The sequence below is a fragment of the Candidatus Poriferisocius sp. genome, from assembly GCF_965214065.1.
Taxonomy (GTDB): domain Bacteria; phylum Actinomycetota; class Acidimicrobiia; order Acidimicrobiales; family Bin134; genus Poriferisocius.
The window spans coordinates 348,733-371,396 of sequence record NZ_CBDCAT010000026.1 but is presented as its reverse complement, the minus strand read 5'-3'; the positions used below and the strand labels follow the sequence as shown (position 1 = coordinate 371,396).

The following is a 22,664-nucleotide window of genomic DNA, read 5'->3' as shown; positions in this document are numbered from 1 at the left end:
TCCACGGCGCTAAACCCAAGACACACCACTAGCCAGCACCTCGAGGATTCGGTAGCCGCGGCGTGAGCTGAGCCGGGTGGTGGGCCAGCCTTGTTGATTGAGCCAGCGGGCCAGTGAGTCGGAGCCCAGGTTCTTGTTGACCACCAGGTAGGCCCGGCCCTCTTCGGTCAGCCTCCCTAGCCATTGGTCGAGCACTTCGTGGAGAGCCGCTTTGCCGATGCGGATGGGCGGGTTGGAGTAGATGGCGGCAAAGCGCGCGTCGTCGGGCACTGTGTCGGGATGGCACACTGTTGCATCAGGTCGGCCATGGCGATCCAGGTTGGCCCGGCACAGCTCAAGGGCCCGGGGGTTCACATCCACCGCCCACAGCGGGGCTTGCGCTGCCCAACGGCCCAGCGCCACCGCAATGGGCCCATAGCCGCAACCTAGGTCCAGCATTGGCCCGTCTTGGGGCGGTCGGGGCGCTTCGGCCAGCAGGTAGCGGGTGCCAAAGTCCACCTCGTCGGACGCAAACACCCCTCGGTCTGTGGCCAGCTCTGCATCTAGATCTCCGACCCGCAGACCGACAGTTCCCGGCCGCCGTTTTCCGCCGGGTGAGGCGCTGAAGTAATGCGAGTCGCCCACGGATTGACGGTAACCTTAAATGATGGCCCCACTGCGGATACGGGTGTATGGCGACCCGGTGCTGCGGCGCGTGGCTGATGATGTGACTGACGTCGACGGGGCAATGGCTGATCTGTGCCAGGAGATGCTCACTGCCATGTACGAGGCCCCGGGCATCGGGCTGGCCGCTCCGCAGGTGGGGGTGTCGCAGCGGTTCTTCGTGTATGACTTCGGCGATGGACCCGGCGTGCTGGTCAACCCCGAGATCACCGAGAGCGACGGCGAGTGGACCTACAACGAAGGGTGCCTGTCGGTGCCCGAGCTGTCGTGGGAGATCGTCCGCCCCCGCAGCATCCATTTGAAGGCATTCGACCTGGATGGCAATGAGGTGAGCCTCGAGGCGGAAGATCTCGAGGCCCGTTTGTTCCAGCACGAGCTGGACCATCTCGAGGGCAAGATCCTGCTCGACTACCTCGAGGATGACCAGCGCCGCGAGGCCAAGCGCATTCTGCGCCAGCGGGCGATGGGCGGGCCGAGCCTTCGCCCCAACGCTGGCGACGGGCTGTCGCTGCCGTGATCGATTCCTTTCGGCTGGCGGTCTGGGATTGCCGTGATCGACCCGCCGGCTGAAATACGCCGGCTCGTCTACTTCGGTACTCCCATTGAGTCAGTGCCGTTCCTAGAGGCGCTGGCCGGGGCTGGGTTCGATGTTGTCTTGACTGTGACCCGGCCCGACAAGCGCCGAGGCCGGCGGTCCGAGCCCACTCCCAGCCCGGTGAAAGCCGCCGCCCAGAACCTGGGCATCCCCGTTTCCTTCGATGTGGTCGATGGGCTGGATACCGATGCCGACCTGGGTGTGGTGGTGGCCTTCGGGCAGATCATCAAGCCCCACGTGCTCGACCGGCTGGCCATGGTCAACGTTCACTTCTCACTGCTGCCCCGGTGGCGAGGGGCGGCTCCGGTTGAGCGGGCCATCCTGGCTGGGGACCAAACCACCGGGGTGTGCCTCATGGAAGTTGCTGAGGGACTCGATACCGGCCGGGTGTACCGCCGACTCGAAGTGCCCATCGCCCCCGACGCCACGGCATCATCTTTGCGTGCTCAGTTGGTTGATGTCGCGGTGCCCATGTTGGTCAGCGCGCTGCGCGGGGGCTTGAGTCCCCCTGTTCTCCAGCAGGGCGAGCCGGTCTACGCCGCCAAGATCACCCGAGACGAGCTTCTCCTCGACTGGGAGAAATCGGCGGAGTCCTTGCATCGACAGGTTCGAGTGGGCGGGGCCTGGACAATTTGGCGGGGCAAGACCCTGAAGATCTGGTCGGCTCACCCAGTGCAAGGATCCCAGCCGCCGGGAAAGCTCGACGGACCCGTGGTTGGCACCGGTGATGGCCAGCTCTGCCTGGTTGAAGTGCAGGCCGAAGGCAAGTCGCGCCAGACCGCCGCGGACTGGCTCCGGGGGGCCCGCCCGACTTTTGGCGACCGGCTCGGATCGTGAGCCGGCCCCAGCCGGACCGGGCGTCGGGGAGCGCCCGAGCCATTGCCGCCAAGCTCCTCGACCGGATTGAGTCCGATGGCGCCTTTGCCAACCTGGTATTGGCCTCAGCCGAGCTTCCCGAACGCGATGCCGGGTTGATTACCGAGATGGTTTATGGGGTCACCCGTATGCGCCGAGCCCTTGACCACCTCATCGACGGTTTCGTGTCCGATCCGCCCGACCTCACTGCTCGCAATCTGCTGCGGATCGGGGCCTATCAGCTCCACATGATGGACACTCCGGCCTATGCCGCGGTGAGCGAGACCGTCCAAGCGGCTCCCCGACGCCAACGGGGGTTCCTCAACGCCGTCTTGCGGCGGGTGGCTGATCTGGAACCGGCTTGGCCAACCGAGGCGATCAGGCTTAGCTACCCCGACTGGTTGGTAGAGCGCCTCGAACAAGACCTCGGTGCTGACGATGCCCGCGCCGGCTTGGAGCAGATGAACCGTGTAGCCCCGGTCACTACCCGATCCGACGGCTATGTCCAGGATCAGGCGTCGCAATGGGTGGCCGCGTTGGTTGGCGCTCAGCCGGGGGAGCGGGTGCTGGACATGTGCGCCGGCCCCGGTGGCAAGGCTACTGCGCTGGCCCAAGACTCGATGGTGGTGGTGGCAGCTGACCGCCGCAGGCATCGGGCGTCGCTGGTGGCGGCCAACGCGTCTCGAACCGGTGCCGCCCTCGCTGGCGTGTTGGTTGCTGACGGCCGCTGCCCGCCGTTTCGCCCCGGAACATTCGACCGGGTGCTGGTGGACGCCCCCTGCTCCGGGCTGGGCGTGCTGGGCCGGCGAGCCGACGCACGCTGGCGAGTCAACCCCGGCGACATCATCGAGTTGGCTCGCCTTCAAGCCGAGTTGATTCGGGTCGCTTTCGACCTGACCCGTCCGGGGGGATTGGTCGTCTACAGCGTCTGCACAATGACCGGGGCCGAGACGTCGGAAATCGACGAGTTGGTGGCCCATGAACACCCGGAGGCCGTTCCCGTCCCCATCTCTGACTCTCGCTGGCGCCCCCACGGCCGAGGCGCCCTCATACTCCCCCAAGACCACAACACTGATGGGATGTTTGTTGTCCTCTACAAGACCCCCACAGATAGCCTGACCAGCAATGGCTGACCAAGAGACCGCAGGTTTGGCGGCAAAAGTCCTGACCGTTTCCGATGGCGTGATCGCTGGCACCCGCCAAGACGGCTCGGGCGATGCCCTAGTGGAGCTGTTGGCCAGCGAGGGCTATCAAGTGGCCGACCGCCAGGCCGTGGAGGACGGCGTCGAGTCGGTTCGCGACGCCCTATTGGGGATGTCTGACGGGTTTGCCGGCCTCATCGTCACCACCGGAGGAACCGGATTCGGTCCCCGGGATCTGACCCCGGAGGGCACTGCCGTGGTACTGGAACGCCGGGCTGATGGCTTGGCCGAGGCTGCACGGCTTGTGAGTCCGTTCGGGCGGTTGTCGAGAGCGATCGCCGGCACGAGGGGCACGGCCCTGATCGTGAACCTGCCTGGCTCGCCCAAGGGGTCGGTGGAGTGCTTGGGCGCGGTGCTCGACGTTGTTCCCCACGCTCTGCGCCTGCTGGCCGACGAACCGACCGAGCATTGACATCCAGCCCGCGTCGACAAGATCAGATGATGGATCTGGCCTTGGAGGCGGCCCGCTCTTGTCGGCTGGTGACCTCGCCCAATCCGTGGGTGGGGTGCATGATCGATGCTGGCGAAAGCCAGTACACAGGGGCTACGTCGGTGCCAGGCGGCAACCATGCTGAGATCAATGCCCTGGAAGCGGCTGGCAAGCGGGCCCGGGGCGCCGACCTCTACACCACGTTGGAGCCCTGCAACCACCAGGGCCGCACCGGGCCGTGTGTCGACGCCATCATCGCCGCGGGGGTAGCTCGGGTGGTGGTCGCCATCGAAGATCCTGATCCCGTTGTTTCTGGTCAGGGCATCGCCGCGCTCCGTGAAGCTGGTGTAGCAGTCGAAGTGGGGATGCGGGCCGTCGAAGCCGCCGAGTTGCTCACGCCCTATCTCAAGCACCGCCGCACCGGGCTGCCCTGGGTGGTGCTCAAGCTGGCCGCATCGCTGGATGGCCGCATCGCGGCCCCCGATGCCACCAGCCAGTGGATTACCGGCCCAGAGGCCCGCATCGATGCTCATCGGCTTCGAGCCGAGAGCGATGCGGTGCTGGTGGGGGCGGGCACGGTACGAGCCGACGATCCCGCTCTGACGGCACGCGACTGGCAGCCCCCAACGGGGGTGACGCCCCCCACCGATCAGCCGCTTCGAGTGGTGCTGGGTTCCGCCCCGCCTGATGCCCGCGTTCATCCCGCGCTGGAGATGGATGGGCCACTGGAGCAGGTGCTTGGCGAACTGGGGGAGCGGGGGGTGATCCAGCTCCTCGTCGAGGGGGGCGCGACCACTGCGGCGGCCTTCCACCGGGCCGGCCTGGTCGACCACTACGCCGTGTATCTGGCTCCGGGCCTGTTTGGCGGCGACGACGCTCGCCCGATGTTCACCGGCCAGGGGGCGGCCTCGGTCTCCGACTTGTGGCGAGGTGAGATCCATGCGGTGACCGAGCTTGGACCAGACCTTCGCATCGACATGCGCCCCCTTCGAACCGGGTATTGATACCTGTCCCAGACTTTCAGCCCGGTAGCGTTGGGGCATGCTCTCATTGGTTCTGCCCAAGGGGTCGCTGGAAAAGGCGACCTTAGAGCTCTTCGACGCCGCCGACATCCCCGTGCATCGCAGCTCGGATGTGACCTACAAGGGGACGATCAACGACCCCCGCATCGATCAGGTCCGCATCCTTCGCCCCCAGGAGATTCCCCGCTATGTGGCCGATGGGCTGTTTGATTTGGGCATAACCGGGCGCGACTGGGTGGCGGAGACGGGCAGCGATGTGGTGTCGCTGGGCAAGCTCCAATACTCCAAGAACACCTCACGGCCGATCCGGATGGTGTTGGCGGTTCCCGGCGATTCGCCGTGGGAGGCGGCCGGGGATCTTCCCCAAGGGGTGAAGATCTCCAGCGAGTACCCCTCGTTGACCAAGCAGTTCTTCGAGGAGTTGGGAATCGAGGCCGACATCGCCCTGTCATACGGGGCCACTGAGGCCAAGGCTCCCGACATCGTGGATGCGGTGGTGGAGATCACCGAGACGGGGCGGGCACTGCGGGCGGCCGGCCTCAAGATCATCCACACCATCCTCACGTCCTACACAGAGCTGGTGGCCAACCCGGCCAGCTACGCCGACCCGGAACGGCGTCACGCCATGGAGCAGATCCACACCTTGTTGGGCGGGGTGCTGGAGGCCAGGGGCAAGGTGCTGGTCAAGATGAACGTGCCGTCCGCCAGCCTCGACAAGGTGATCGACCTGCTGCCGTCCATGAAGGCGCCCACTGTCAACGAGCTGTTCGGGGGCCACGGCTACGCGGTGGAGACGGTGGTGCCCAAGGCCGACATCAACGTCTTGATCCCCGACCTGCGCGACGCCGGGGCCAGCGACATCATCGAACTGCCCCTGGCCAAGATCGTCCATTGAACCTGACTGCCCGAGGCAACTCAATGGTTGGCCGCGTGGTGAGCTTCGACGACGCCACCGGCTGGGGAGTGATCGCTGCCGACAGCGGCACCGAGTACCCGTTCCATTGCACCGCGATCGCTGACGGCACCCGCAGCATCGAGACCGGGACCAAGGTGACTTTCTGGCTGGCCCCCGGCCACCGGGGCGTATGGGAGGCGGCCGGGGTTACTCCTCAGCGTCCTCCTCAGCAGTCCCCTCCATAGTGCGCGACACCTGCACGAAGGCCATGCGGATCTGATGCAGGGCCTCTTTGAGGGTCGCCTCGTGCTCGCCGAGTCGGCCCTCCATTCCCTCTACCAGCGTCCCGAGGGCGTCGATGGCCAATCGGGACTCTTCCAAGTTGGGCGGCTGCTGGCTTAGGTGGATGGCCCCCAGCTCATAGAGGCCCATGGCATGGTTGCCCACCACCACTGATGCCGGGGTGTTGGCGATCTGCTCTCTGGCTTCGGCGAGCTGCTGGGCCAGCTCCTCGGCCTGAGCCCGCTCCTCGTCGCTCAGCCCGGCCAACTGGTCGTCGACCTGATCTTGTGGACCTTGCTGCGGCGAGGTTGCCGACCCTCCCCGCCCGTCGTCTACCGGTACCTCGCCACCAGGCGTCCATAGTGTGCTCATTTCTTTCTTCGGCTCCTTTTCGCCTCGTCTGGCGTGATTGTCCCCCAACGCTGATACTGTTACCCGGCAACTTAGGTACGCAAGCAGAGTGGAATTATTCCCAGCGTGCCAACCCCAATAGTCGAGAGAGAGGAACATGCGCATTGCAGAGCGGTGATCGGCCATAGCTTCGGCAGATGCTGAGCCCCGGATCAACGACCGGATCAGAGCTCGAGAGGTACGGCTCGTTGGTCAAGATGGGCAGCAAGTAGGCATTCGCCCGCTGCCTGAGGCATTGGACATGGCCCGTGATGCCGGGTTGGACCTGGTGGAGGTCGCCGACAAGGCGAACCCGCCGGTTTGCCGGATCATGGACTACGGCAAGTACAAGTACGAGGCCGCCCAGCGGGCCAAGGAATCCCGGCGAAACAGCACCAACATCGTTGTCAAGGAGATGAAGTACCGGCCCAAGATCGGGCCCGGGGACTTTGAGACCAAGACACGCAAGGTGCGGGGGTTTTTGGAAGAAGGCTCCAAAGTAAAGGTCACGATCATGTTCCGCGGCCGCGAGGTGCAGCATCCCGAGTTGGGGAGGCGCATTCTCGATGACATCGCGGCTGAGGTGGAAGAAGTGGCCAAGGTCGAGGTCTATCCGAGGCTGGACGGCCGCAACATGGTCATGGTGCTTGGTCCGGTGACGACAAGGAAGTCCCGTAAGCAGGCTGCCCGGTCTGCTCGTCCACCGGTCGAAGAAGCCGCGGCAACCGAGACTGCTCCCCAAAGCGCAGAAAACTGATATGCCCAAGATGAAAACCCACCGAGGCGCAGCCAAGCGGTTCAAGACCACTGGCACCGGCAAACTCCGCCGGCGCAGCGCCTACAAGAACCACATTCTCGAGAAGAAGGCCCCCAAGCGCAAGCGCCAGCTGCGCGGTCCGGCCCAGGTGTCGGCCGCTGACGCCCCCGCCGTGAAGCGCCAGTTGGGCTTGTAGGGCCAGACACGAGCACGAGTTCAAGGAGAAGCACACGATGGCTAGAGTCAAGCGCGCCGTTACCGCTCGCAAGCGCCGCAGGGCGGTGGTGAAACGGGCCAAGGGGTATTACGGCAACAAGAGCCGCACGTTCCGGGGGGCCAATGAGCAGCTGATGCACAGCGGCCAATACGCCTATCGAGATCGCCGGGCCCGCAAAGGCGAGTTCCGTCGCCTGTGGATCCAGCGCATCAACGCCGCCTGCCGCCAAAACGCCACCACCTACAGCCGGTTCATCAACGGCCTGAAGCTGGCCGAGGTGGAGGTCGACCGCAAGATCTTGGCCGAACTGGCCGTCAACGATCCTGCGGCCTTCACCGCACTGGTCGAGGTGGCCAAAGCTGCGGCTGAACAAGCTCCTGGGTCTGATGCCGCCGACGACTCCGCGGCGGAGCAAGACGCAGCCCCGGTGGGGTAGCGCTGAACCTCAGCTCAAAAAACCCCCGAGTCGCGGAACTCCGCCGACTGGTCCGCAACCGCCGAGAGCGCACAGAAACCGGAAAGTTCGCAATTGACGGCCCGCAGCTGCTGGTCGAGGCGGTGGCCGCCGGTTTGGAGATCGTCGAAGTGTTCGTGGAGCCGGTTGTCGACTTGTGGGCGGACATGGGAGTCTCCATCGACGCCCCCACCTGGACGGTGGGCGACGGCGTGCTGGCCAAGGTGGGCTCTGTGGTCACCCCCCAGGGGGTTATGGCTACCGCACGGATTCCCGAGATTGCTCCTGTGGCCGACGGAAACTTCGCCGTTGAGCTGGCCGGAGTGGCCGACCCCGGCAACGCCGGCACCATCGTGCGCACGGCGGTGGCCGCAGGGGCCCAAGCAGTGGTCTTCGGCCCTGGATCTGTAGATCCCTGGAACCCCAAGACTGTGCGGGCCTCCGCCGGTGCGCTGTTTCGAGTTCCCCTGGCCGAGGCCGGACCTAAGGCAGAGCGCGTGGGCGCCGACCCCAGCCGAGGCGTCCCCTACGACCAAGCCGATCTAACTGGCCCCCTCACCCTGGTGGTGGGCAACGAGGCCCATGGCCTCGATCAAACTGTCGCCGTGGATCGCTGGGTGTCCATCCCTATGGCCGAGTCGGTGGAATCCCTCAACGTGGCCGCCGCCGCAGCCATCGTATGCTTCGAGGTCGCCCGCCAACGCCGCGCCAGGGCCCTTGCTGAATCTGGGGTTTAGCCGACCACGGGGCCGATGGCGGCTGGCTGAGCTCTGAGGGCTTCGATCTCGGCCACGGCCTCTTCGGAGAGCTCGTTTATGCCGATGAACTCTTCGAGGTTGTAGTGGAGGTTGATGATGCGCATCTCCTCTCGGCTCAACACGATTTGGTCGAGGCCGGGCTGGTGCAGGCCCCGCTGGGCTCGCTGGAGGTTGGAGAGGTCCTGGTCGAACACCAAGTTCATGGCTGCTTCCTCGGCGGGGATCGTGGCTTGCATGGGCTGGGTGCGCTCGGCCCCCGGGGGGCGGCGGTCGAGGTGCAGCAGGTCCATGTAAGCGTCGTCGGGGGTGTCGCCGGGGCGGGACCGCAGCACGGTGATGGAGTCGCACATCACGATCACCGTGATGTTGGGGAACAGGTTGAACTGGAACAGGTCCAGCATCTGCGACTGGTCGAAGCTGTCCAGGTCGAGGCCCTTTTGTCTGGTCTGGTTGCGTACTAACTCCTCCAGAACGTCGCGCACGCTGCCGCCGTCAGGAACCGGCGGACACGGCCCCGGGTTCTCAGAGTCCTGGCCGTAGCGGGCGCCCTGGGTGACGATGATCGACTCCCAAATCTCCTGGTCGGTGGCGCCGTTGCGCAGCCGGGGGCTGGGCACCCCGTAAGGCTGGTGCAGTGAGCCGTGTCGGCCGTAGAGCCGGTTCACCGAGTTGACGTCGTCGCAGCTGGGCAGCATCTCCCGGTGGATGCCCTGCACGTGGTAGGTCTCGCTGAACGCCTCGATCAGGGTCTTCCAGTTGCATGGCAGCGGCACGGTGAGGTCGTAGGCGCAGCCGTACTCGTCGAGGCGGGCCCACTCCAGCAAGCCGGGAATGGCCTCCAGGTACTCGTCGAGAGGCTCGGCGTCGAGATCCAGGTTCACGAACACCAGCGGCCCCCAGGTGCCCACCTGCACCGGGAACAGCGGATAGTCGTCGTTGCGCAGCGCCCCGAAGCCCCGTCGCGACGGCACCTCTCGCAGCTTGCCGTCCAGCGTCCAACTCCACCGGTGGTAGATGCAGCGCAGCTCGGTCAGCCCCGACCCCGACCCGGTGCACAGCACATTGCCCCGATGGCGGCACACGTTCTGGAACCCCCGCAGCACCCCGTCGTCGCCCCGCACGATGAGCACCGACAGGTTGCCCACCGAGTATTCGAACCAGTCGCCCGGCTGCGGCACATGGTCGACCGTGCAGGCTAGCTGCCAGGCCTTGGGCCACACATGGGCCGTCTCCAACTCAGCCCACTCTGGGGAGGTGTACCGGTGGGCGGGCACTTCCACCGGAGTCCGCCGGGGCGGGACGGCGCCGATGGCGGTTCCCACCGGAGCGTCGTTGGTGAGCTCAGGGCCGATCTGGATTGTCGCCATATCTTGTGTCTCCACTGTGTAAGAAGAGTTGGGATGGAATCTGACCTTCTCTAGGAGATGGCCTTGGCTAGAGCGTAGGCGGGTTGGCCGAGGTGGCTTCAGCGGTCCCGTAGTCTTTATCCCGTATGAATCCAGCAGAAGGGATTGTGTTCGCCGTCGGGGCCCTGATCGCCTCGGGCACGCTGTTGGTCGCCATCCAGACGGTGGTGGTTCCCCGGGCCGAGCGAAGCCTGCTGGTCCGCTTCGTGTATGTCGGCATGGGGCTGTTGTTCTCGGTGCTCGCCCGGCGCCGCAAATCCTACGAGGCCCGCGATGCGCTGCTGGCCCGTTACGCCCCCACCACGCTCATGTTGCTGCCCATGGTGTGGGCCACCGGGGTCATCTACGGGTTCTCGCTCATGTTCTGGGCGCTCGATGTGCGCCCCTACCGGGAGGCCCTGGTGCTGAGCGGCTGGTCGCTCACCACCTTGGGCTACTGGGTGGCCACCGACCTGTACACCCAGGTTCTGGTGGTGGTCGAGGCGCTCATCGGCCTGGGCATCGTGGCGCTTTTGATCAGCTTCTTGCCTCTCATGCACAGCGCGTTCAGCGCCCGGGAGGCCGCAGTGGCCCGCTTGGAGATTCGGGCCGGAACCCCGCCCACCCCCGAGGCCATGATCATCTTGGCCCACGAGACCGGCGGCCTCGACAACATGGGGGAGACCTGGACCGAGTGGGAGCACTGGTTCATCCACATCGAGGAGACCCACCAGACCTACCCGGCGCTGGCCTTCTTCCGGTCGGTGCGCTCCGACCGGTCGTGGGTGATTGCCGCGGGCTGCATCCTCGACACGGCATCGGTCATGTTGTCGACGGTGGCGGTGCCCCATTCGCCCGCTGCGCCGTTCATGATCCGGTCGGGCTATGTGGCGCTGCGCAATATCGCCGACTTCTTCGCCATCGACTACGACCCCGACCCCACCTTGATGTCCCCGATCACGGTGACCCGCCACGAGTTCTTCGAGACTTACGAGGCCCTGAAGAGTGCCGGGGTCCCCGTGGTGGACGACCGTGAACAGGCATGGCGGGAATACGCCGGCTGGCGGGTCAACTACGACAACTGCCTGGTGGGGCTGGCCTCGATCATGTCGGCGCCGCCGGGCAAATGGAGCAGTGACCGGCCCTCTCCCTACCACCGGCTGCCGCTGTTCTACCGCCCGCTGCGCCGGCCGCTGCCCCCGCTCTTGCGCGAGCTCCGCCGCCGGGGATTCGGACCGGGGCGGCGAAAGTGACTCCGCCCTGTCGGGCCGCATCGGCTGGGCCTGAATTTCTCTGCTCGTGCTCGCGGCGATGAGGCTGGTGTCATGAGAACCCGTATAACCAACCTGTTGGGCATCGACATCCCCGTGGTGCAGGCCCCCATGGGCTACATCGCCCGGGCCCAGTTGGCCTCGGCTGTTTCCAACGCCGGCGCCATGGGCATCATCGAGACATCCTCGGGCCAGCTTGACGACATCAAGGTGGAGATCGCCAAGATGCGCGACCTCACCGACCGGCCCTGGGGGGTGAACATCGCCCAGATGCTGGTGCCCGACGCTGCTGTCATCGATTTCGTGATCGAACACGAGGTGGGGTTTGTGACCACCTCGGCGGGCGACCCCAACCGATTCACTGCGGTGCTGAAAGACGCCGGGATCACTGTCTTCCATGTGGTGCCCACCTTGCGGGGCGCCCTCAAGGCAGTGGACGCCGGGGTTGACGGCCTAATCGTGGAGGGGGTGGAGGGCGGCGGGTTCAAGAACCCCCACGGATCGTCCACCATGGTGCTGGCCCCGCTGGTGGTGGCCGCAGTGGATGTGCCGGTCATCGCCGCAGGCGGGATCTGCGACGGCGTGTCGATGGCCGCTGCTTTGGCCTTGGGGGCCGACGGGGTGCAGATGGGCACCCGGATGCTGTCGGCGGCCGAATCGCCGGTGCACGACAACTGGAAGCAGGCGGTGGTGGACGCCGCGGAGACCGACACCGTGTTGTTGAACCGGTTCGGCCGGCCGGGGATGCGGGCGCTTCGCACCGAGCTCACCGCCGAGCTGGAGCACCACGACCAGGTGCAGATGCCGGGCCTCGACCGGCTCATGGACCAGTACTTCGGCGGCCAGATGGACGTGGCCGTCCCCTTCGGGGGCCAGGTGATGGGCCGTATCGACGAGGTGCGCCCGGTGGCCGACATCTTGGGGGACGCCTGGGGCGACTGCCAGGCCCGGCTGCGCCAACTGGGCCAGGCCGCAGCGAGATAGCGGGGCGGGGTACCGGGTGATGCGGCGCGGTGCTCCTTTTGCCACAGAATTGTCGCCGCGTCGGGCCAGGGCCGCTGGCCGCCGCCACTTCGACCCTTGGCCATCTGTTGCCGAATTGTCGCCCCGCCGAGACAGGCGATGAGGCTCTTCGGCTTCGCCGGCGTTCGGCATCCGCCGCTTCGGCTGCCCCGGGTGTGGCTGCTCGGCCCCGACCCCCGGGGCGTGCGCCAGTCGCTGGGGGCGTTGTGCATTCTTGCGGTGACCAGCGTGGTAGCCGGCGTGGTGCTGGGCCAAAGCCACGAGCGGCTGGCCGAGCTGCCCGGGCTGTTGCTGTTGGTGCCGGCGGCCATCGCCCTGCCGGGGAAGATATTCGGGGCGCTGGGCAGCCGACTGGGCACCGCCATCCACACCGGCACGTTCCGCCTGTCGCTGCGGTCATCGAGCGTGGTGGGCCAAAACGTGTGGGCCTCGATGGTGCTGACGCTGGTGATGTCGCTGGTGTTGGCCCTTTTGGCCTCGGCGGCGGCATCGAGCCTCGGGGTGGACAACGCCATCGGTGTGGCCGACTACGTGGTCATCTCGCTGGTGGGAGGCACGCTGGCCTCGGTCTTCGTGATGCTGGTGACGCTGGGCATGGCCACCGCATCGGTTCGCTGGGGCCTCGACCCCGACAACGTGACCGCCCCCATGGTGACCGCAGCCGGCGACGTTTTGGCCCTGCCCGCGCTCATCTTGGCGTCTCACCTGGTGCGATACGACGCGGCCACCCCGGTTGTGGCCGCAGTGCTTGCCGCCGCCACCGTGGGGTCGCTAGTGGCCGCCGTCCGATCTCAGGCCCCGCTGCTGCGAACCGTGCTGCGGGAGTCGATGCCGGTGCTGGTGCTGGCCGGGCTCTTGTCGCTCATGGCCGGGGTCACCGTGGAAAACCGGTTCGACGTGTTCTCCGACCGCCCGGTGCTGCTGGTGTTGATACCCGGATTTCTGGCCACCGCTGGCGCGCTGGGGGGCATCTTGGCCAATCGGCTGTCGAGCAAGCTGCACCTGGGCTTGATCGGCCCCTCAGTGATGCCCCAGCGGCAGGCCCGCAGCGACGTGGCGCTGACGGTGGGGCTGGCGCTGCCGGTGTTCGCCCTTTTGGCCCTGGTCTCCCAGGGGGCTGGATCGGTGGTGGATCTGGCCGGGCCGGGGCTGGGCCGACTGGTGGGGATCGCCCTGGTCGGCGGAGCCCTGGCCCTGGTCGTGGTGGTGGCCGTGGCCTACTACGGGACCATCGCCGCGGTTCGCTTCGGGGTCGACCCCGACTCGGTGGGCATCCCCACGGTAACCGCAGTGCTCGACCTGGTGGGGGCACTCACCCTGGTGTTCGCCATCGAGGCCATAGGGGCAGGGTGAATCGCCAGTGATTAGTTTGAAGGGAGTTCACAATGGACGATAAACCCCGCAACCTTCGGGCCATGCTCGCCGAGGCCAAAGACCTCTCCGAGCTGATGGTGGACCTCGCCTATGCCGCCCTGTACTTCGGCGACCCGGACATGGCCACCGAGGTGGACGAGCTCGAGGTCAAGATGACCGAGTTGGTGCAGGGCATGCGGGCGGTGTGCATCATGGCCGTTCGCCATCCCCGAGAGGCCGATGGCATGTCGTCGGTGCTCCAGGTGATCAGCGCCATCGAGCGGATTGCCAACGATGCGGTGGACATCTCCCGGATCGTGACCCGCCGCTTGGGAATCCCCGCGGAGCTGGTGGCCGACATGACCAGCGCAGAGGAGGTATCGCACCGCCTGGTGGTACACGAGGGATCCCACATGGTGCGCCGCCCCCTCGGCGACCTGGAGCTGCCAGTGGTGGCCGGGATGCGGGTCATGGCCATCCGCAGGGACCGAAGCTGGATCACCGACGTAGGCGGCGACCAACTCATGATGCCCGGCGACGTGCTGTTTCTGCGGGGCTCGCCCGCCGGCATAATGCGGCTCCACCAACTGGCCGCCGCTCCCATGTGGGAGGAGCCGACGGCCCCTGAGGATCCCTGGATCTCCGATCTAGACCGGGCGGTGGACGTGCTGGTGGAGATGAAAGACCTCTCGGAGGCCGCGGTGGGGCTGGCCTATTCGGCGCTGGTGCTCAACGACCGGGGCCTGGCCGCCCAAGTGGGGCTGTTGGAGGGCCGTCTCGACGAGATGAACCACCAGCTTGAGCTGTGGGTGCTGCGGGCCGCGGCCAACAACATCGACCCCTCCCCGCTGCGGGGGCTGCTGCATCTGGGCCAGGCCGCCGAGGACATCGGCGACCAAGCCCGCCAAATGATCTCGCTGGTGGAACAGGGTGAAGATGTCCACCCCATCTTGGAGATCGCTTTGGGCGACTCCGACGAGGTAGTAGTTGATCTCCCGGTGGCGTCGGGCAGCGGCGCCGACGGCGCCTCGCTGAAGCAGTTGGCCCTCAACATCGAGCCCGGCTTCACCGTGCTGGCCGTCCGCCGGGCCGGCCGCTACATGTACCGCCCCCGGGGAAGCGCCGTGCTCTACGCCGGCGACGAGATCATCGCCAGCGGCCCCGACGAAGGCCGCGAAGCCCTAGCCGAGCGCTTCGGCTGGACCCTGGTGCGAGAACAAGAAGGCCTAGAAGACGAACTCCAGCCCATGGGGTTGTGATGAGTGAAATAGTCGGAAATTCTATAAAAAGCGCTTGCCAATGCGATGTCGCTATGGGCATACTTATCGGGTGGTAACACCGGTATTAGTGCGGTTCAGCAAGAAGCAGATCGAGGCGATCGACCGCTTGATGGCCGAAGGCGTGGGGGAGCCCCGGTCTGAGGTGATCTGCCGAGCAGTAAAGAGTCTGGACGAGGCCATTTGCCAGGTGCGGGCCAAACTGGAGGTCGAAGAATCCAACCGGGATAAACCACGGCTAGGACCCGAGGAGATCCCGGCCATGGCCGTAGAGATCGCCCTATCCGGACGTGAGCGGTGGGTGTGGACTGAGGACGGTCGGTGCATTCCGGAACAGGAAGCCGAAGAGCAGGGAATCCCCATAGGCCAATGCCCCCCCTACCCCAACCTGGATCGAAGCGAGTCGACCCCCAGAATCCGGCTTAAGTTCAGCAAAGAGCAGAATGAGGCGATCGACCGCCTGGTGGCTGAAGAGGTCGGGGTCACTCGCCCCGAGGCAATTCGCCGAGCAGTAGAGCGCTTGGACAAAGCCGTACGACGGTCCCGCCGCATCGACGAGGAGATCGCCGAGTTTGCACGCCAGCCACCCGAAGACCTAATTGAAAATTGGGTTTGGACTGAGGATGGCGATGTAGTCCCGGAGAGCGTGGCCATTGAGGAGGGCATTCCCATTGCCGACGGTCCTCCCCGCGACAGGCCCGCTAGCACTGGGAACTTATGAGGCAGGGTGATATCTGGCTCATGGAGCCGCCCTTCGAGGTTGCGCGCCCGGTGATAGTCATATCCCGCAACTGGGCTATTTCTCATCTGAACAGGGTGGTAGTGGCCCCTATTACCAGGACGATTCGTTCAACTGAGACCATCATTTCTGTCGGCCGTCAACAAGGTCTTAGGTATGAGAGCGTTGCCACGTTCGACAATCTCGCCTCAGTGTCGAAGTCTCAGCTGACTCATCAAATAGGAGCGCTCAGCGATGGGGGTCGCAAACAGATGTGCGATGCCCTCCACGCCATAGCTGAGTGCTGACGCAGACCAGCGTTACAGGCGCAGAGGAGTTGTGGTTTCGCCTTGGGGTTTGGGCGGTTCTTGCCAGGGGGGTCGGAGGTAGCGGAGGCCGGTGTCGGGGTGTTTTTCGACGGCCCAGTTGCGGTGATGGATTTTCTGATGGCAGTCGTGGCATACCAGTACCAGGTTGTCGGGTTGGGTGGGTCCGTCGTCTTGCCATTCGACGACGTGATGGTGACCAGACCCCGTTTTTTGGTCCGCTTGATCTGTGTCCTGTTTTTTGGTCCTGGTTTGTGGGAGTCAGGCGGACCAACCTCAAGGGGTCACGCCAAGAGCATCTTGAGGCTTGCTCATCCGAAATGGTTTAAGTATCCAAAGACAATGGGTGGCCTTCAGACCTTGAGCATGTTTGCCGAACGTCATACAACATTTACAAAGTTCTTAATCCTGCAACTGGCGTGTGGCAGGGAGAAAGCCAAGGTGTGCAGCCGATCGGAGAAGATGGGCTAGAGCGTATTGAGGCAATGTTCAAAGGAAGTGAAGTGGTCAACTGGCCGGACCCCCACAATCACTCCGGTCTCAGCTTCAACGCGCAGAGCATTCAATAAGCCGGCATTGTCGCTGCCCAGCAGTCCGGAAGCCCCGGCGTCTGGTCATCTTGAGCAGCTCGGGTAGGCGCCGAGGCCGCCCGCCTTCTAGGGCCAGGGGTGGATGTGCGGGGCTCTGGGGCCTAGGTGGGAGGTAAGGGCGGAGAAGTCGGGGGTGTCGGCGGTGAGAATGCCGTCGAGGAGGCGGAAGGCAAGGGCAACGAGATGGGCGTCGACCACGTCTGAGGTCTGGGACCGGCGGAGCAGCTCTCCCACTACTGGGGCATCGGTAAGGGTGAAATCGTGTACCTCTACTGTTCCGAGGAACTTGGCGAGCCTGGCTTGTCGGCTTTTGTCGCGCCACACCTGGGCGACAACAGGGGCAGTCGTGCGCAGCACGGCACCTTCCTGCAATGCGGCAGCCAGAAAGGAGCGGGCGGTGAATTCACCGCGGTCGACTGCTATGAGAAATCCCGCGTCGAGGATCACTTAGGGAAGTAGCGGCGGCGCATCTCGGCGACGTCTTTGGGGTCCGGCGCTCCTGTTTCTTCAGCCCACTCGTCCAAGAACTCGCGGAGGGCTTCGCGCCGGTGCTTCTGTTGGGCTAGGAGGTGGATGCCTTTTCGGATCGCATTCGATTGGCCGCCGTACTCATCGGCAAGCTCAGCAAGCAGCTCTCGCTCCTGGTCACTGAGACGGACTGTGGTTGTGGTGCTCACCTGCAAAAGTGTAGCACAAGTGTATTGTGCGGTTGACGCCTAAATCGCCAGTAGGCGGAGGCTGCTTGGGACGAGTGCATCGGGGCGCTGTCCATGCCTCCTGAGCCGGAGGTTTTGGCAGCAGACCCGCTCAAATCAGAATCTGTAGGCTGAATAGGCCAGAAAGTGTAGGCTGAGAAGTCTAGAATCTGTAGGTTGAGAAATCCAGAAAGTGTAGGCTGAGGACTAATGCCGACACCTGCTGGGTATCGATATGACTGCAACGCTTACGCCTGAGGGCTACATCCCACGAGTCAGCGACGAGGCAATTGCTGAGACGCTCGCGGCCATGCCGGCTGTCGTCATCGATGGGGCGAAGGGCTGCGGCAAGACGTGGAGCGGGCGCAACTTTGCCAAAAGCGAGGTTCTGTTCGACCAAGACCTCAACGCCCGGAGATCTGTCGCGATGACCCCGGGCGTCGTCCTGGCCGGTCAGGAGCCGCGCCTGTTGGACGAGTGGCAGCTCGCCGGCGATGTTTGGAACCAAGTTCGCCACGCTTGTGATGAAGGGCAGCGCACCGGCCGATTTCTGCTCACCGGCTCTGCGGTGCCCGTCGACGAAATCACCAGGCATTCTGGGGCTGGCCGGATCGGTCGGGTGCGAATGCGCCCGATGTCTCTCCTCGAAACGGGCGAGAGCACCGGTGAGGCCTCGCTCAAGTCGCTGCTCGACGGGGATGGGTTAGCAGTCCATCGCCCCGAGGCTTCATTTGAGGACGTGGTCGAAGCGATCTGCCGTGGCGGATGGCCTCGGCACCTCAACAAACCGGTCGTGCAGGCCCAGCTCCTGCTTCGCAACTACCTCGGCGAGATATGCCGCACCGATATTTCCTCAGTCGACGGCGTGGTACGCGATCCCACCGGGATTGAACGGCTCATAGCCTCCGTCAGCCGGAATATCGCCACCATGGCCTCATTCACGAAATTGGCCAGAGAGGCCTCGGGCGAGCGGGGCCTCAACCGCACGACGGCCACAGAGTACGTCCGCTCATTGGAACGTCTGTTCATCGTGGAGGACTTGCCTCATTGGTCTACCCATCTTCGGTCTCGGGCGACGCTTCTCAGCTCTCCCAAGCGACACTTTGTAGATCCCTCATTGGCCGCCGCGGCCACCGGTGCAACGCCAGACCGGCTGCTAGGGGATCTGAAAACCCTCGGGTTCCTGTTCGAATCACTGGTGGTGCGCGACCTTCGCATCTATGGGCAGCGCAACGATGCCAACGTCTACCACTACCACGACAGTGACAGGCTCGAGGCTGATGTGATCGTTGAGACCCGTGATGGTCGGTGGATGGCCGTTGAGGCCAAGCTCGGCGGCGAGGAATGGATTGAAGAGGCCGCCAGCTCCCTGCTCAGGCTCAAACAAAAAGTGAACATCGAGAAGGTGGGGGCACCTTCCAAACTTCTCATCATCACCGCAACCGGCTACGGCTACGACCGCCCCGACGGCACGACCGTTCTTCCCATCACCGCGCTGGCGCCCTGACCGCTGCGGCCTCAGGTGAGGCCCTTAGACCTCCAGGGCTCGCGCAACGCACCGAAGGTGTCGGGTGAGCTTCCCACCTATCTACGCGAGCCCTAAGGCCCATTGGGGCTGCATGTCGCCGTGTAGGTGTCGATGCCGGACATTTTTGAAGTTGGAACCCCATTACGTTATTCTGGGTGGGTGACGGGGCCGGTGTCGCTGCTTGATGGGGAGGTGTTCGACGATCTCGTTGCTGAGCGGCAGATAGCCGGTTTGCGCTGGCCGGACGGTCCCCGGTGTCCTGATTGCGGATCTGGCGAAGTAGCTGTGAGGTCGGGGGTGCCGCCCTTGAGATGGCGGTGTCGCGGGTGCCGCAGCGACTTCACCGTTACCTCCGGAACGGCGATGCACGGATCGAGGATCGGGGCTGGCCGGTGGGTTGCCGCGGCATTGCGCTGGGAAGGCCGGCGCTCTGGTCTGGCCCGAATGCTCGGAGTGTCGTCGGCCACGGCTGGCCGGGTGCTGGATGCCTTGGAGGCGACGAGGCAACCCCTTGGGGAAGATCGCCTTCGGGCACTGCTGGTCCAAGACCCCGATCCCTCTCACGCGAGGCGGTCCCGGCTGCCTGGCTACCTCGCCGCCGAGGACGATCCGACCGTCGATCTGACTCCAGCCGAACGGGCGTGTTTGGCGGTGCTGCGCGACAGGCCTCGGGGCGTTCGGGCTGAAGAGGTGGCTGATGCGGCGCGAATCTCCAAGAGGCACGCCCATAGATGCCTGGGTCGCCTTGCAGAGGACGAGTACGCCCAAAAGGAGACAGCCAGCATCCCCTGGGGGTACAAATCTCTCGACGTCGATCTGTGGTTCCTGACCTTGACCGAGGAATGCGTCACGGCGTTGGCCCATCTGCCGAGATGGCCAACCAGCGAGCACGGGGAGTGTCCTGTTCGGGTTCCGCCGGAGTTCTGGTGGGTGTTCTGGTCTGGCTCCGAAGCTGGTGAGCTCAAGCTCCCTGAGCACGCCGACTACGTGGCCGGGGTGTTGCTCGACGGTCCCGACCGGGCCGCGAGGCAGTGGGCGCTCAAGGCGCTTCCGGTGAGTGCCCTGTCAAAGTGCCGGCAAATGCGTGGGTACGACACGGGTCGTCTCGCCGCGTGTATTGACGCCGCCATCGAGACCAGGAGCGGCCGTGCCTGAGATCGGCGATTACCGCGACGTGCTCCCGGCGGAAATGATCGAGGTGTGGCCGGTACTGGCGCAGGCCGTCCAAGGGATCGAAGGGTCGATTATGGGGGGGACGGCGCTGACGATACATCTGAGCCATAGGACCTCATTCGACTTGGATTACATGACTTTCGAGCCCTTTTCCGGCGAGACCCTCGTAGGCAAGCTCGTCCAGATCGCACCGGGCAAGAGGGTCGAAACTCTCAGCGCGGGGGCGGATGTTCTCGATGCCCGGATTGACGGTGTTGCCGTTCAGGTTTTCCGGCCGCAGCCCCGACCAGAGGTGGGGCATTTGACCGTTTTGAGGGCCCCGATCCTTGTGACTGGCATGAGAGTGGGGTCGCTGCCTGACCTGCTGGCAGCCAAGCTAGACGTCATCCTGTATCGGCCGAAGCTCCGCGACTACATAGACATCAAGGCCATAGATGAGCTATCCCCCTATTCGCTCGAAGACGGCATCTTGTTCCATATGCGCCGGTACGGCACTACGACTGCCAGTCGCGACATCATGAGAATTGTCGAATTACTGGAAGACCCCGGTCCGCTTCAACCAGATCGAGTCTTCGGCGATGACGATGGCGTACTCAACTACCTCAGAGGCAGAGCACAAGAACTGCACCGCTATCTCCACCACGAGATTATCGGCAGTCCATCAGAGTCCGATCCGGACCCGCCTGGCAGGCCCAAGCCCGCGTCAGGGCAGGATAGGGGCTAGGGCAGTTCGCTCAACCCCTTTCGAGACACCAAATGGCGGATCCTCTAGGGGTTGTCTAGAGGGATAGTCGCTTGTGGCGGCGGGTGGGGTGTTGGTGGCGGGTCAGGCTGGCGAGCATGAGTCCGGCGACGATTATGGCGGCGGCGATGATGAAGAGCAGGTGGCTCTCGATGCCGGTGGCGGGGAGCTCTTCGCCGGCCGTTTCGTCCATGTCATCGGCCATGCCATCATCCATTTCGTCGGCCATGTCGTCGGCCATGTCGTCGTCCATCTCGTCATCCATGGCGGTGGTGATTCGGCCTTCGCCTCCCTCTGGATATTGGGCGGAGCCGATGGTGCCGTTGAGGCCGTCTTTGATGTAGGCGGCCAGCGATTGCTGGTCGGTGAGGCCCAGGTGGGTGCGGGTGCCGTCGCCGAACAGGTACTGGTCGCCGCCGTTGGCCAGGAAGTTGAGGGTGGCCAGGGCGATCGAAGGTGCTCCGTCCACCACGGCGCCGTCGCTCACCAGCGCGGTGCCGTCATCGAGGGTGATGGAGCGCACCCGGGTGCCCTCGGTGGTTACGGTGTCGTCTTCACCGATCTCTTGGGGGGTGCCGGCGGGGTCGTACACCAGGGTCATGCCCGCGATCTGGGCGAAGCGGCCGCTGGAGCTTTCCACTCTGGACACGGCGTTCTCGAAAATCACCTTCATCTGGGCGGGCGACACGTCTTCGATCACGGTCACGAAGTTGCCGAACGGGGAGATGTTGAAGGTCTCCAGCTCGCTCACCGGCCCGACCGGGATCACCGAGTCGTTGCGGATCCCGCCGCCGTTTTGGATGGCCACGGCGGGCTCGGGCACGTCGAAGTCAGCGGCCAGCCGCTTAGCGTTCCACAGCAGAGCGTCGGCCAGCAGGTTGCCCTGGTTGGTCTCGTGGGTGCGGATGCCCGGCGAGCGCCGTCCGTCCAGGGGCACCTCGGTGGTGCCTACCGGGGAGGCAGCCAGCTCTTCGAGCGCAGCGGCCACCGGCTCAGTCACCTGGGCCACAACGTCAGGGTGGGGCTCCACCGCATCGGGCTCATCGCCGCCCGCCACTCGGCGCAGTCCGCTGGACTCGTCGATGGCGGTCACGTTGCCGTCGGCGTCGATGCTCAGGATCAACTGGCCCACGTAGGTGTAGTCGCCCGGCGTGGTCACGATCGGCACGCTGGTCCCGTCGGACAGGGACGCGGCGAGCGGGTAGGGGCCGTAGGGGTCGTCGTCGCCGGGCAGAAGCACGGTGTTTTCATCGGCCAGCAGCGCACCGCTGCCGCCGGCCACGATGGCGTCAACCCCGGTGAGCTGGGCGGCCAGGTCGGTCTCGCTGCTCAGGGCCTGCAAGTGGGTGGACAACACGATGATGTCCACCCCGTCGCCGGTGAGGTGGTCGATCTCGGCCTGCACGATCTCGGCCACATTCGACATCACCTCCACGTTGCGGGGGCTGGAGATGTAGGTGAGCTCAGGGGTGGTGGCGCCGATGATGCCGATGCGCCGCCCCTGCTTCTCCACCACTGCCGATGAGGCGATCCGGCCCTCATCCACCAACGCGGCCAGCGCCGGCTCGCCGGAGAAGTCCAGGTTGGCGCTTATGAACGGGGCGGTGGTGGCCTCTGCGATGAACCGGGCCAAAAGGTCGGGGCCCAAGTCGAATTCGTGGTTGCCGATGGTCAATGCGTCGTAGCCGATCAGGTTGAGGGCCAGGGCGTCGTAGAACGGGCTGTCGTCATCCAGGCTTACCGACAGTTCGGGGCCGCTCAAGAAGTTGTCGCCCGAGGAGATGGTGATGACCGCGGCGCCGTCGTCGGCAGCTTGAGATCGCAGTTGGTGAACGAGCGAGGCGAAGCGGGCCACGCCGCCGTAGTCGGGCAGATCAGACGATGCCTGCACAAGCTGCGACTCGCCGTCGTTGTGGTGAAGGATCACCAGTTGCAGGCCACCGCCGTCGGAGGCTCCATCACCCTCGTCTTGGGCGTTGGCGGCCACTGCGCCCAACAGAGCGGTAACCAGTCCCAGCGCGATCAACGCCCACACCATCCGTCGAACTCTCACCGGCCGGCTC

26 protein-coding genes and 1 pseudogene are annotated in these 22,664 nt (G+C 65.0%); 20 read left to right on the top strand and 7 right to left on the bottom strand.

Annotated features, from left to right (window positions below):
• Window positions 1–9 precede the first annotated feature (9 nt).
• Entirely contained in the window at window positions 10–624 is a 615-nt protein-coding gene (locus ACOOGG_RS06035; protein ID WP_420433300.1) for a class I SAM-dependent methyltransferase, read from the bottom strand.
• A gap of 22 nt (window positions 625–646) precedes the next feature.
• Here ACOOGG_RS06035 and def point away from each other — a divergent pair, with 22 nt between their 5' ends.
• From def to ACOOGG_RS06000, 7 genes are read left to right on the top strand one after another with little or no spacing between them, the layout of a single operon-like run.
• Window positions 647–1,180: a peptide deformylase gene (gene def, locus ACOOGG_RS06030; protein ID WP_420433298.1), complete on the top strand. Its 534-nt coding sequence runs from the start codon at window positions 647–649 to the stop codon at window positions 1,178–1,180.
• 33 nt (window positions 1,181–1,213) lie between these two features.
• Window positions 1,214–2,095 (top strand): methionyl-tRNA formyltransferase, encoded by an 882-nt coding sequence (locus ACOOGG_RS06025; RefSeq protein ID WP_420433296.1) that lies wholly within the window; start codon window positions 1,214–1,216, stop codon window positions 2,093–2,095.
• Window positions 2,092–3,246: a transcription antitermination factor NusB gene (locus ACOOGG_RS06020; protein WP_420433294.1), complete on the top strand. Its 1,155-nt coding sequence runs from the start codon at window positions 2,092–2,094 to the stop codon at window positions 3,244–3,246. Before ACOOGG_RS06025 ends, ACOOGG_RS06020 begins: the two co-directional genes overlap by 4 nt.
• Window positions 3,239–3,727, top strand: coding sequence for a MogA/MoaB family molybdenum cofactor biosynthesis protein (locus ACOOGG_RS06015; RefSeq protein ID WP_420433292.1), 489 nt, complete (start codon window positions 3,239–3,241; stop codon window positions 3,725–3,727). The genes ACOOGG_RS06020 and ACOOGG_RS06015 overlap by 8 nt, the downstream gene beginning before the upstream one ends.
• Window positions 3,728–3,753: 26 nt before the next feature.
• Entirely contained in the window at window positions 3,754–4,749 is a 996-nt protein-coding gene (gene ribD, locus ACOOGG_RS06010; protein ID WP_420433290.1) for a bifunctional diaminohydroxyphosphoribosylaminopyrimidine deaminase/5-amino-6-(5-phosphoribosylamino)uracil reductase RibD, read from the top strand.
• A gap of 37 nt (window positions 4,750–4,786) precedes the next feature.
• Window positions 4,787–5,662, top strand: a complete 876-nt coding sequence (gene hisG / locus ACOOGG_RS06005) for an ATP phosphoribosyltransferase (protein WP_420433288.1) — start codon at window positions 4,787–4,789, stop codon at window positions 5,660–5,662.
• A gap of 23 nt (window positions 5,663–5,685) precedes the next feature.
• A complete protein-coding gene (locus ACOOGG_RS06000) occupies window positions 5,686–5,907 on the top strand; it encodes a cold-shock protein (protein WP_420433286.1) in 222 nt (73 codons plus the stop codon).
• Here ACOOGG_RS06000 and ACOOGG_RS05995 read toward each other — a convergent pair.
• Window positions 5,870–6,316, bottom strand: coding sequence for a DUF1844 domain-containing protein (locus ACOOGG_RS05995; protein WP_420433284.1), 447 nt, complete (start codon window positions 6,314–6,316; stop codon window positions 5,870–5,872). The two genes, ACOOGG_RS06000 and ACOOGG_RS05995, sit on opposite strands and share 38 nt — an antisense overlap.
• 163 nt (window positions 6,317–6,479) lie before the next feature.
• On the opposite strand from ACOOGG_RS05995, the gene infC reads away from it, so the two are divergent.
• The 4 genes from infC to ACOOGG_RS05975 are packed head-to-tail and all read left to right on the top strand — an operon-like array spanning window position 6,480 to window position 8,499.
• A complete protein-coding gene (gene infC, locus ACOOGG_RS05990; protein ID WP_420433398.1) occupies window positions 6,480–7,091 on the top strand; it encodes a translation initiation factor IF-3 in 612 nt (203 codons plus the stop codon).
• Window position 7,092: 1 nt separating this feature from the next.
• On the top strand, window positions 7,093–7,287 hold the full coding sequence (gene rpmI, locus ACOOGG_RS05985) for a 50S ribosomal protein L35 (RefSeq protein WP_420433282.1): 195 nt from the start codon (window positions 7,093–7,095) through the stop codon (window positions 7,285–7,287).
• A gap of 37 nt (window positions 7,288–7,324) precedes the next feature.
• The gene (rplT, locus tag ACOOGG_RS05980) at window positions 7,325–7,744 is read left to right on the top strand and encodes a 50S ribosomal protein L20 (protein ID WP_420433280.1); all 420 of its coding nucleotides are present in this window, start codon (window positions 7,325–7,327) and stop codon (window positions 7,742–7,744) included.
• Window positions 7,745–7,746: 2 nt separating this feature from the next.
• A complete protein-coding gene (locus tag ACOOGG_RS05975) occupies window positions 7,747–8,499 on the top strand; it encodes a TrmH family RNA methyltransferase (protein WP_420433396.1) in 753 nt (250 codons plus the stop codon).
• Here the strand turns inward: ACOOGG_RS05975 and ACOOGG_RS05970 are convergent.
• A complete protein-coding gene (locus ACOOGG_RS05970) occupies window positions 8,496–9,887 on the bottom strand; it encodes an aromatic ring-hydroxylating oxygenase subunit alpha (protein WP_420433278.1) in 1,392 nt (463 codons plus the stop codon). The genes ACOOGG_RS05975 and ACOOGG_RS05970 overlap by 4 nt on opposite strands.
• Window positions 9,888–10,012: 125 nt before the next feature.
• Here ACOOGG_RS05970 and ACOOGG_RS05965 point away from each other — a divergent pair, with 125 nt between their 5' ends.
• The 6 genes from ACOOGG_RS05965 (at window position 10,013) to ACOOGG_RS05940 (ending at window position 15,855) form a co-directional block, all read left to right on the top strand.
• Window positions 10,013–11,158 carry a hypothetical protein gene (locus tag ACOOGG_RS05965; protein ID WP_420433276.1) on the top strand — a complete coding sequence of 382 codons (1,146 nt, stop codon included), beginning with the start codon at window positions 10,013–10,015 and terminating at the stop codon, window positions 11,156–11,158.
• 72 nt (window positions 11,159–11,230) lie between these two features.
• Window positions 11,231–12,160, top strand: a complete 930-nt coding sequence (locus ACOOGG_RS05960; RefSeq protein WP_420433274.1) for an NAD(P)H-dependent flavin oxidoreductase — start codon at window positions 11,231–11,233, stop codon at window positions 12,158–12,160.
• Between the two features lie 138 nt (window positions 12,161–12,298).
• Entirely contained in the window at window positions 12,299–13,552 is a 1,254-nt protein-coding gene (locus ACOOGG_RS05955; protein WP_420433272.1) for a magnesium transporter, read from the top strand.
• Between the two features lie 32 nt (window positions 13,553–13,584).
• Complete coding sequence (locus ACOOGG_RS05950; RefSeq protein WP_420433270.1) at window positions 13,585–14,811, top strand: potassium channel family protein; 1,227 nt, start codon at window positions 13,585–13,587, stop codon at window positions 14,809–14,811.
• A gap of 70 nt (window positions 14,812–14,881) precedes the next feature.
• Window positions 14,882–15,550 carry a hypothetical protein gene (locus ACOOGG_RS05945; RefSeq protein ID WP_420433268.1) on the top strand — a complete coding sequence of 223 codons (669 nt, stop codon included), beginning with the start codon at window positions 14,882–14,884 and terminating at the stop codon, window positions 15,548–15,550.
• On the top strand, window positions 15,547–15,855 hold the full coding sequence (locus ACOOGG_RS05940) for a type II toxin-antitoxin system PemK/MazF family toxin (RefSeq protein WP_420433266.1): 309 nt from the start codon (window positions 15,547–15,549) through the stop codon (window positions 15,853–15,855). Before ACOOGG_RS05945 ends, ACOOGG_RS05940 begins: the two co-directional genes overlap by 4 nt.
• 12 nt (window positions 15,856–15,867) lie before the next feature.
• Here the strand turns inward: ACOOGG_RS05940 and ACOOGG_RS05935 are convergent.
• From ACOOGG_RS05935 to ACOOGG_RS05925, 3 genes and pseudogenes are all read right to left on the bottom strand, one after another.
• A pseudogene (locus ACOOGG_RS05935) lies at window positions 15,868–16,056 on the bottom strand (HNH endonuclease); the annotation flags it as partial.
• A gap of 473 nt (window positions 16,057–16,529) precedes the next feature.
• Window positions 16,530–16,910, bottom strand: a complete 381-nt coding sequence (locus ACOOGG_RS05930; RefSeq protein WP_420433264.1) for a hypothetical protein — start codon at window positions 16,908–16,910, stop codon at window positions 16,530–16,532.
• Window positions 16,907–17,140 carry a ribbon-helix-helix domain-containing protein gene (locus ACOOGG_RS05925; protein ID WP_420433262.1) on the bottom strand — a complete coding sequence of 78 codons (234 nt, stop codon included), beginning with the start codon at window positions 17,138–17,140 and terminating at the stop codon, window positions 16,907–16,909. Before ACOOGG_RS05925 ends, ACOOGG_RS05930 begins: the two co-directional genes overlap by 4 nt.
• A gap of 253 nt (window positions 17,141–17,393) precedes the next feature.
• On the opposite strand from ACOOGG_RS05925, the gene ACOOGG_RS05920 reads away from it, so the two are divergent.
• The 3 genes from ACOOGG_RS05920 (at window position 17,394) to ACOOGG_RS05910 (ending at window position 20,583) form a co-directional block, all read left to right on the top strand.
• Window positions 17,394–18,665, top strand: a complete 1,272-nt coding sequence (locus ACOOGG_RS05920) for an ATP-binding protein (protein ID WP_420433260.1) — start codon at window positions 17,394–17,396, stop codon at window positions 18,663–18,665.
• 180 nt (window positions 18,666–18,845) lie between these two features.
• Window positions 18,846–19,841, top strand: coding sequence for a transposase (locus tag ACOOGG_RS05915; RefSeq protein WP_420433258.1), 996 nt, complete (start codon window positions 18,846–18,848; stop codon window positions 19,839–19,841).
• Window positions 19,834–20,583 (top strand): nucleotidyl transferase AbiEii/AbiGii toxin family protein, encoded by a 750-nt coding sequence (locus ACOOGG_RS05910; protein WP_420433256.1) that lies wholly within the window; start codon window positions 19,834–19,836, stop codon window positions 20,581–20,583. Before ACOOGG_RS05915 ends, ACOOGG_RS05910 begins: the two co-directional genes overlap by 8 nt.
• Window positions 20,584–20,638: 55 nt before the next feature.
• Here the strand turns inward: ACOOGG_RS05910 and ACOOGG_RS05905 are convergent, their stop codons facing one another.
• Window positions 20,639–22,654, bottom strand: a complete 2,016-nt coding sequence (locus tag ACOOGG_RS05905; RefSeq protein WP_420433254.1) for a bifunctional metallophosphatase/5'-nucleotidase — start codon at window positions 22,652–22,654, stop codon at window positions 20,639–20,641.
• Window positions 22,655–22,664: the final 10 nt, after the last annotated feature.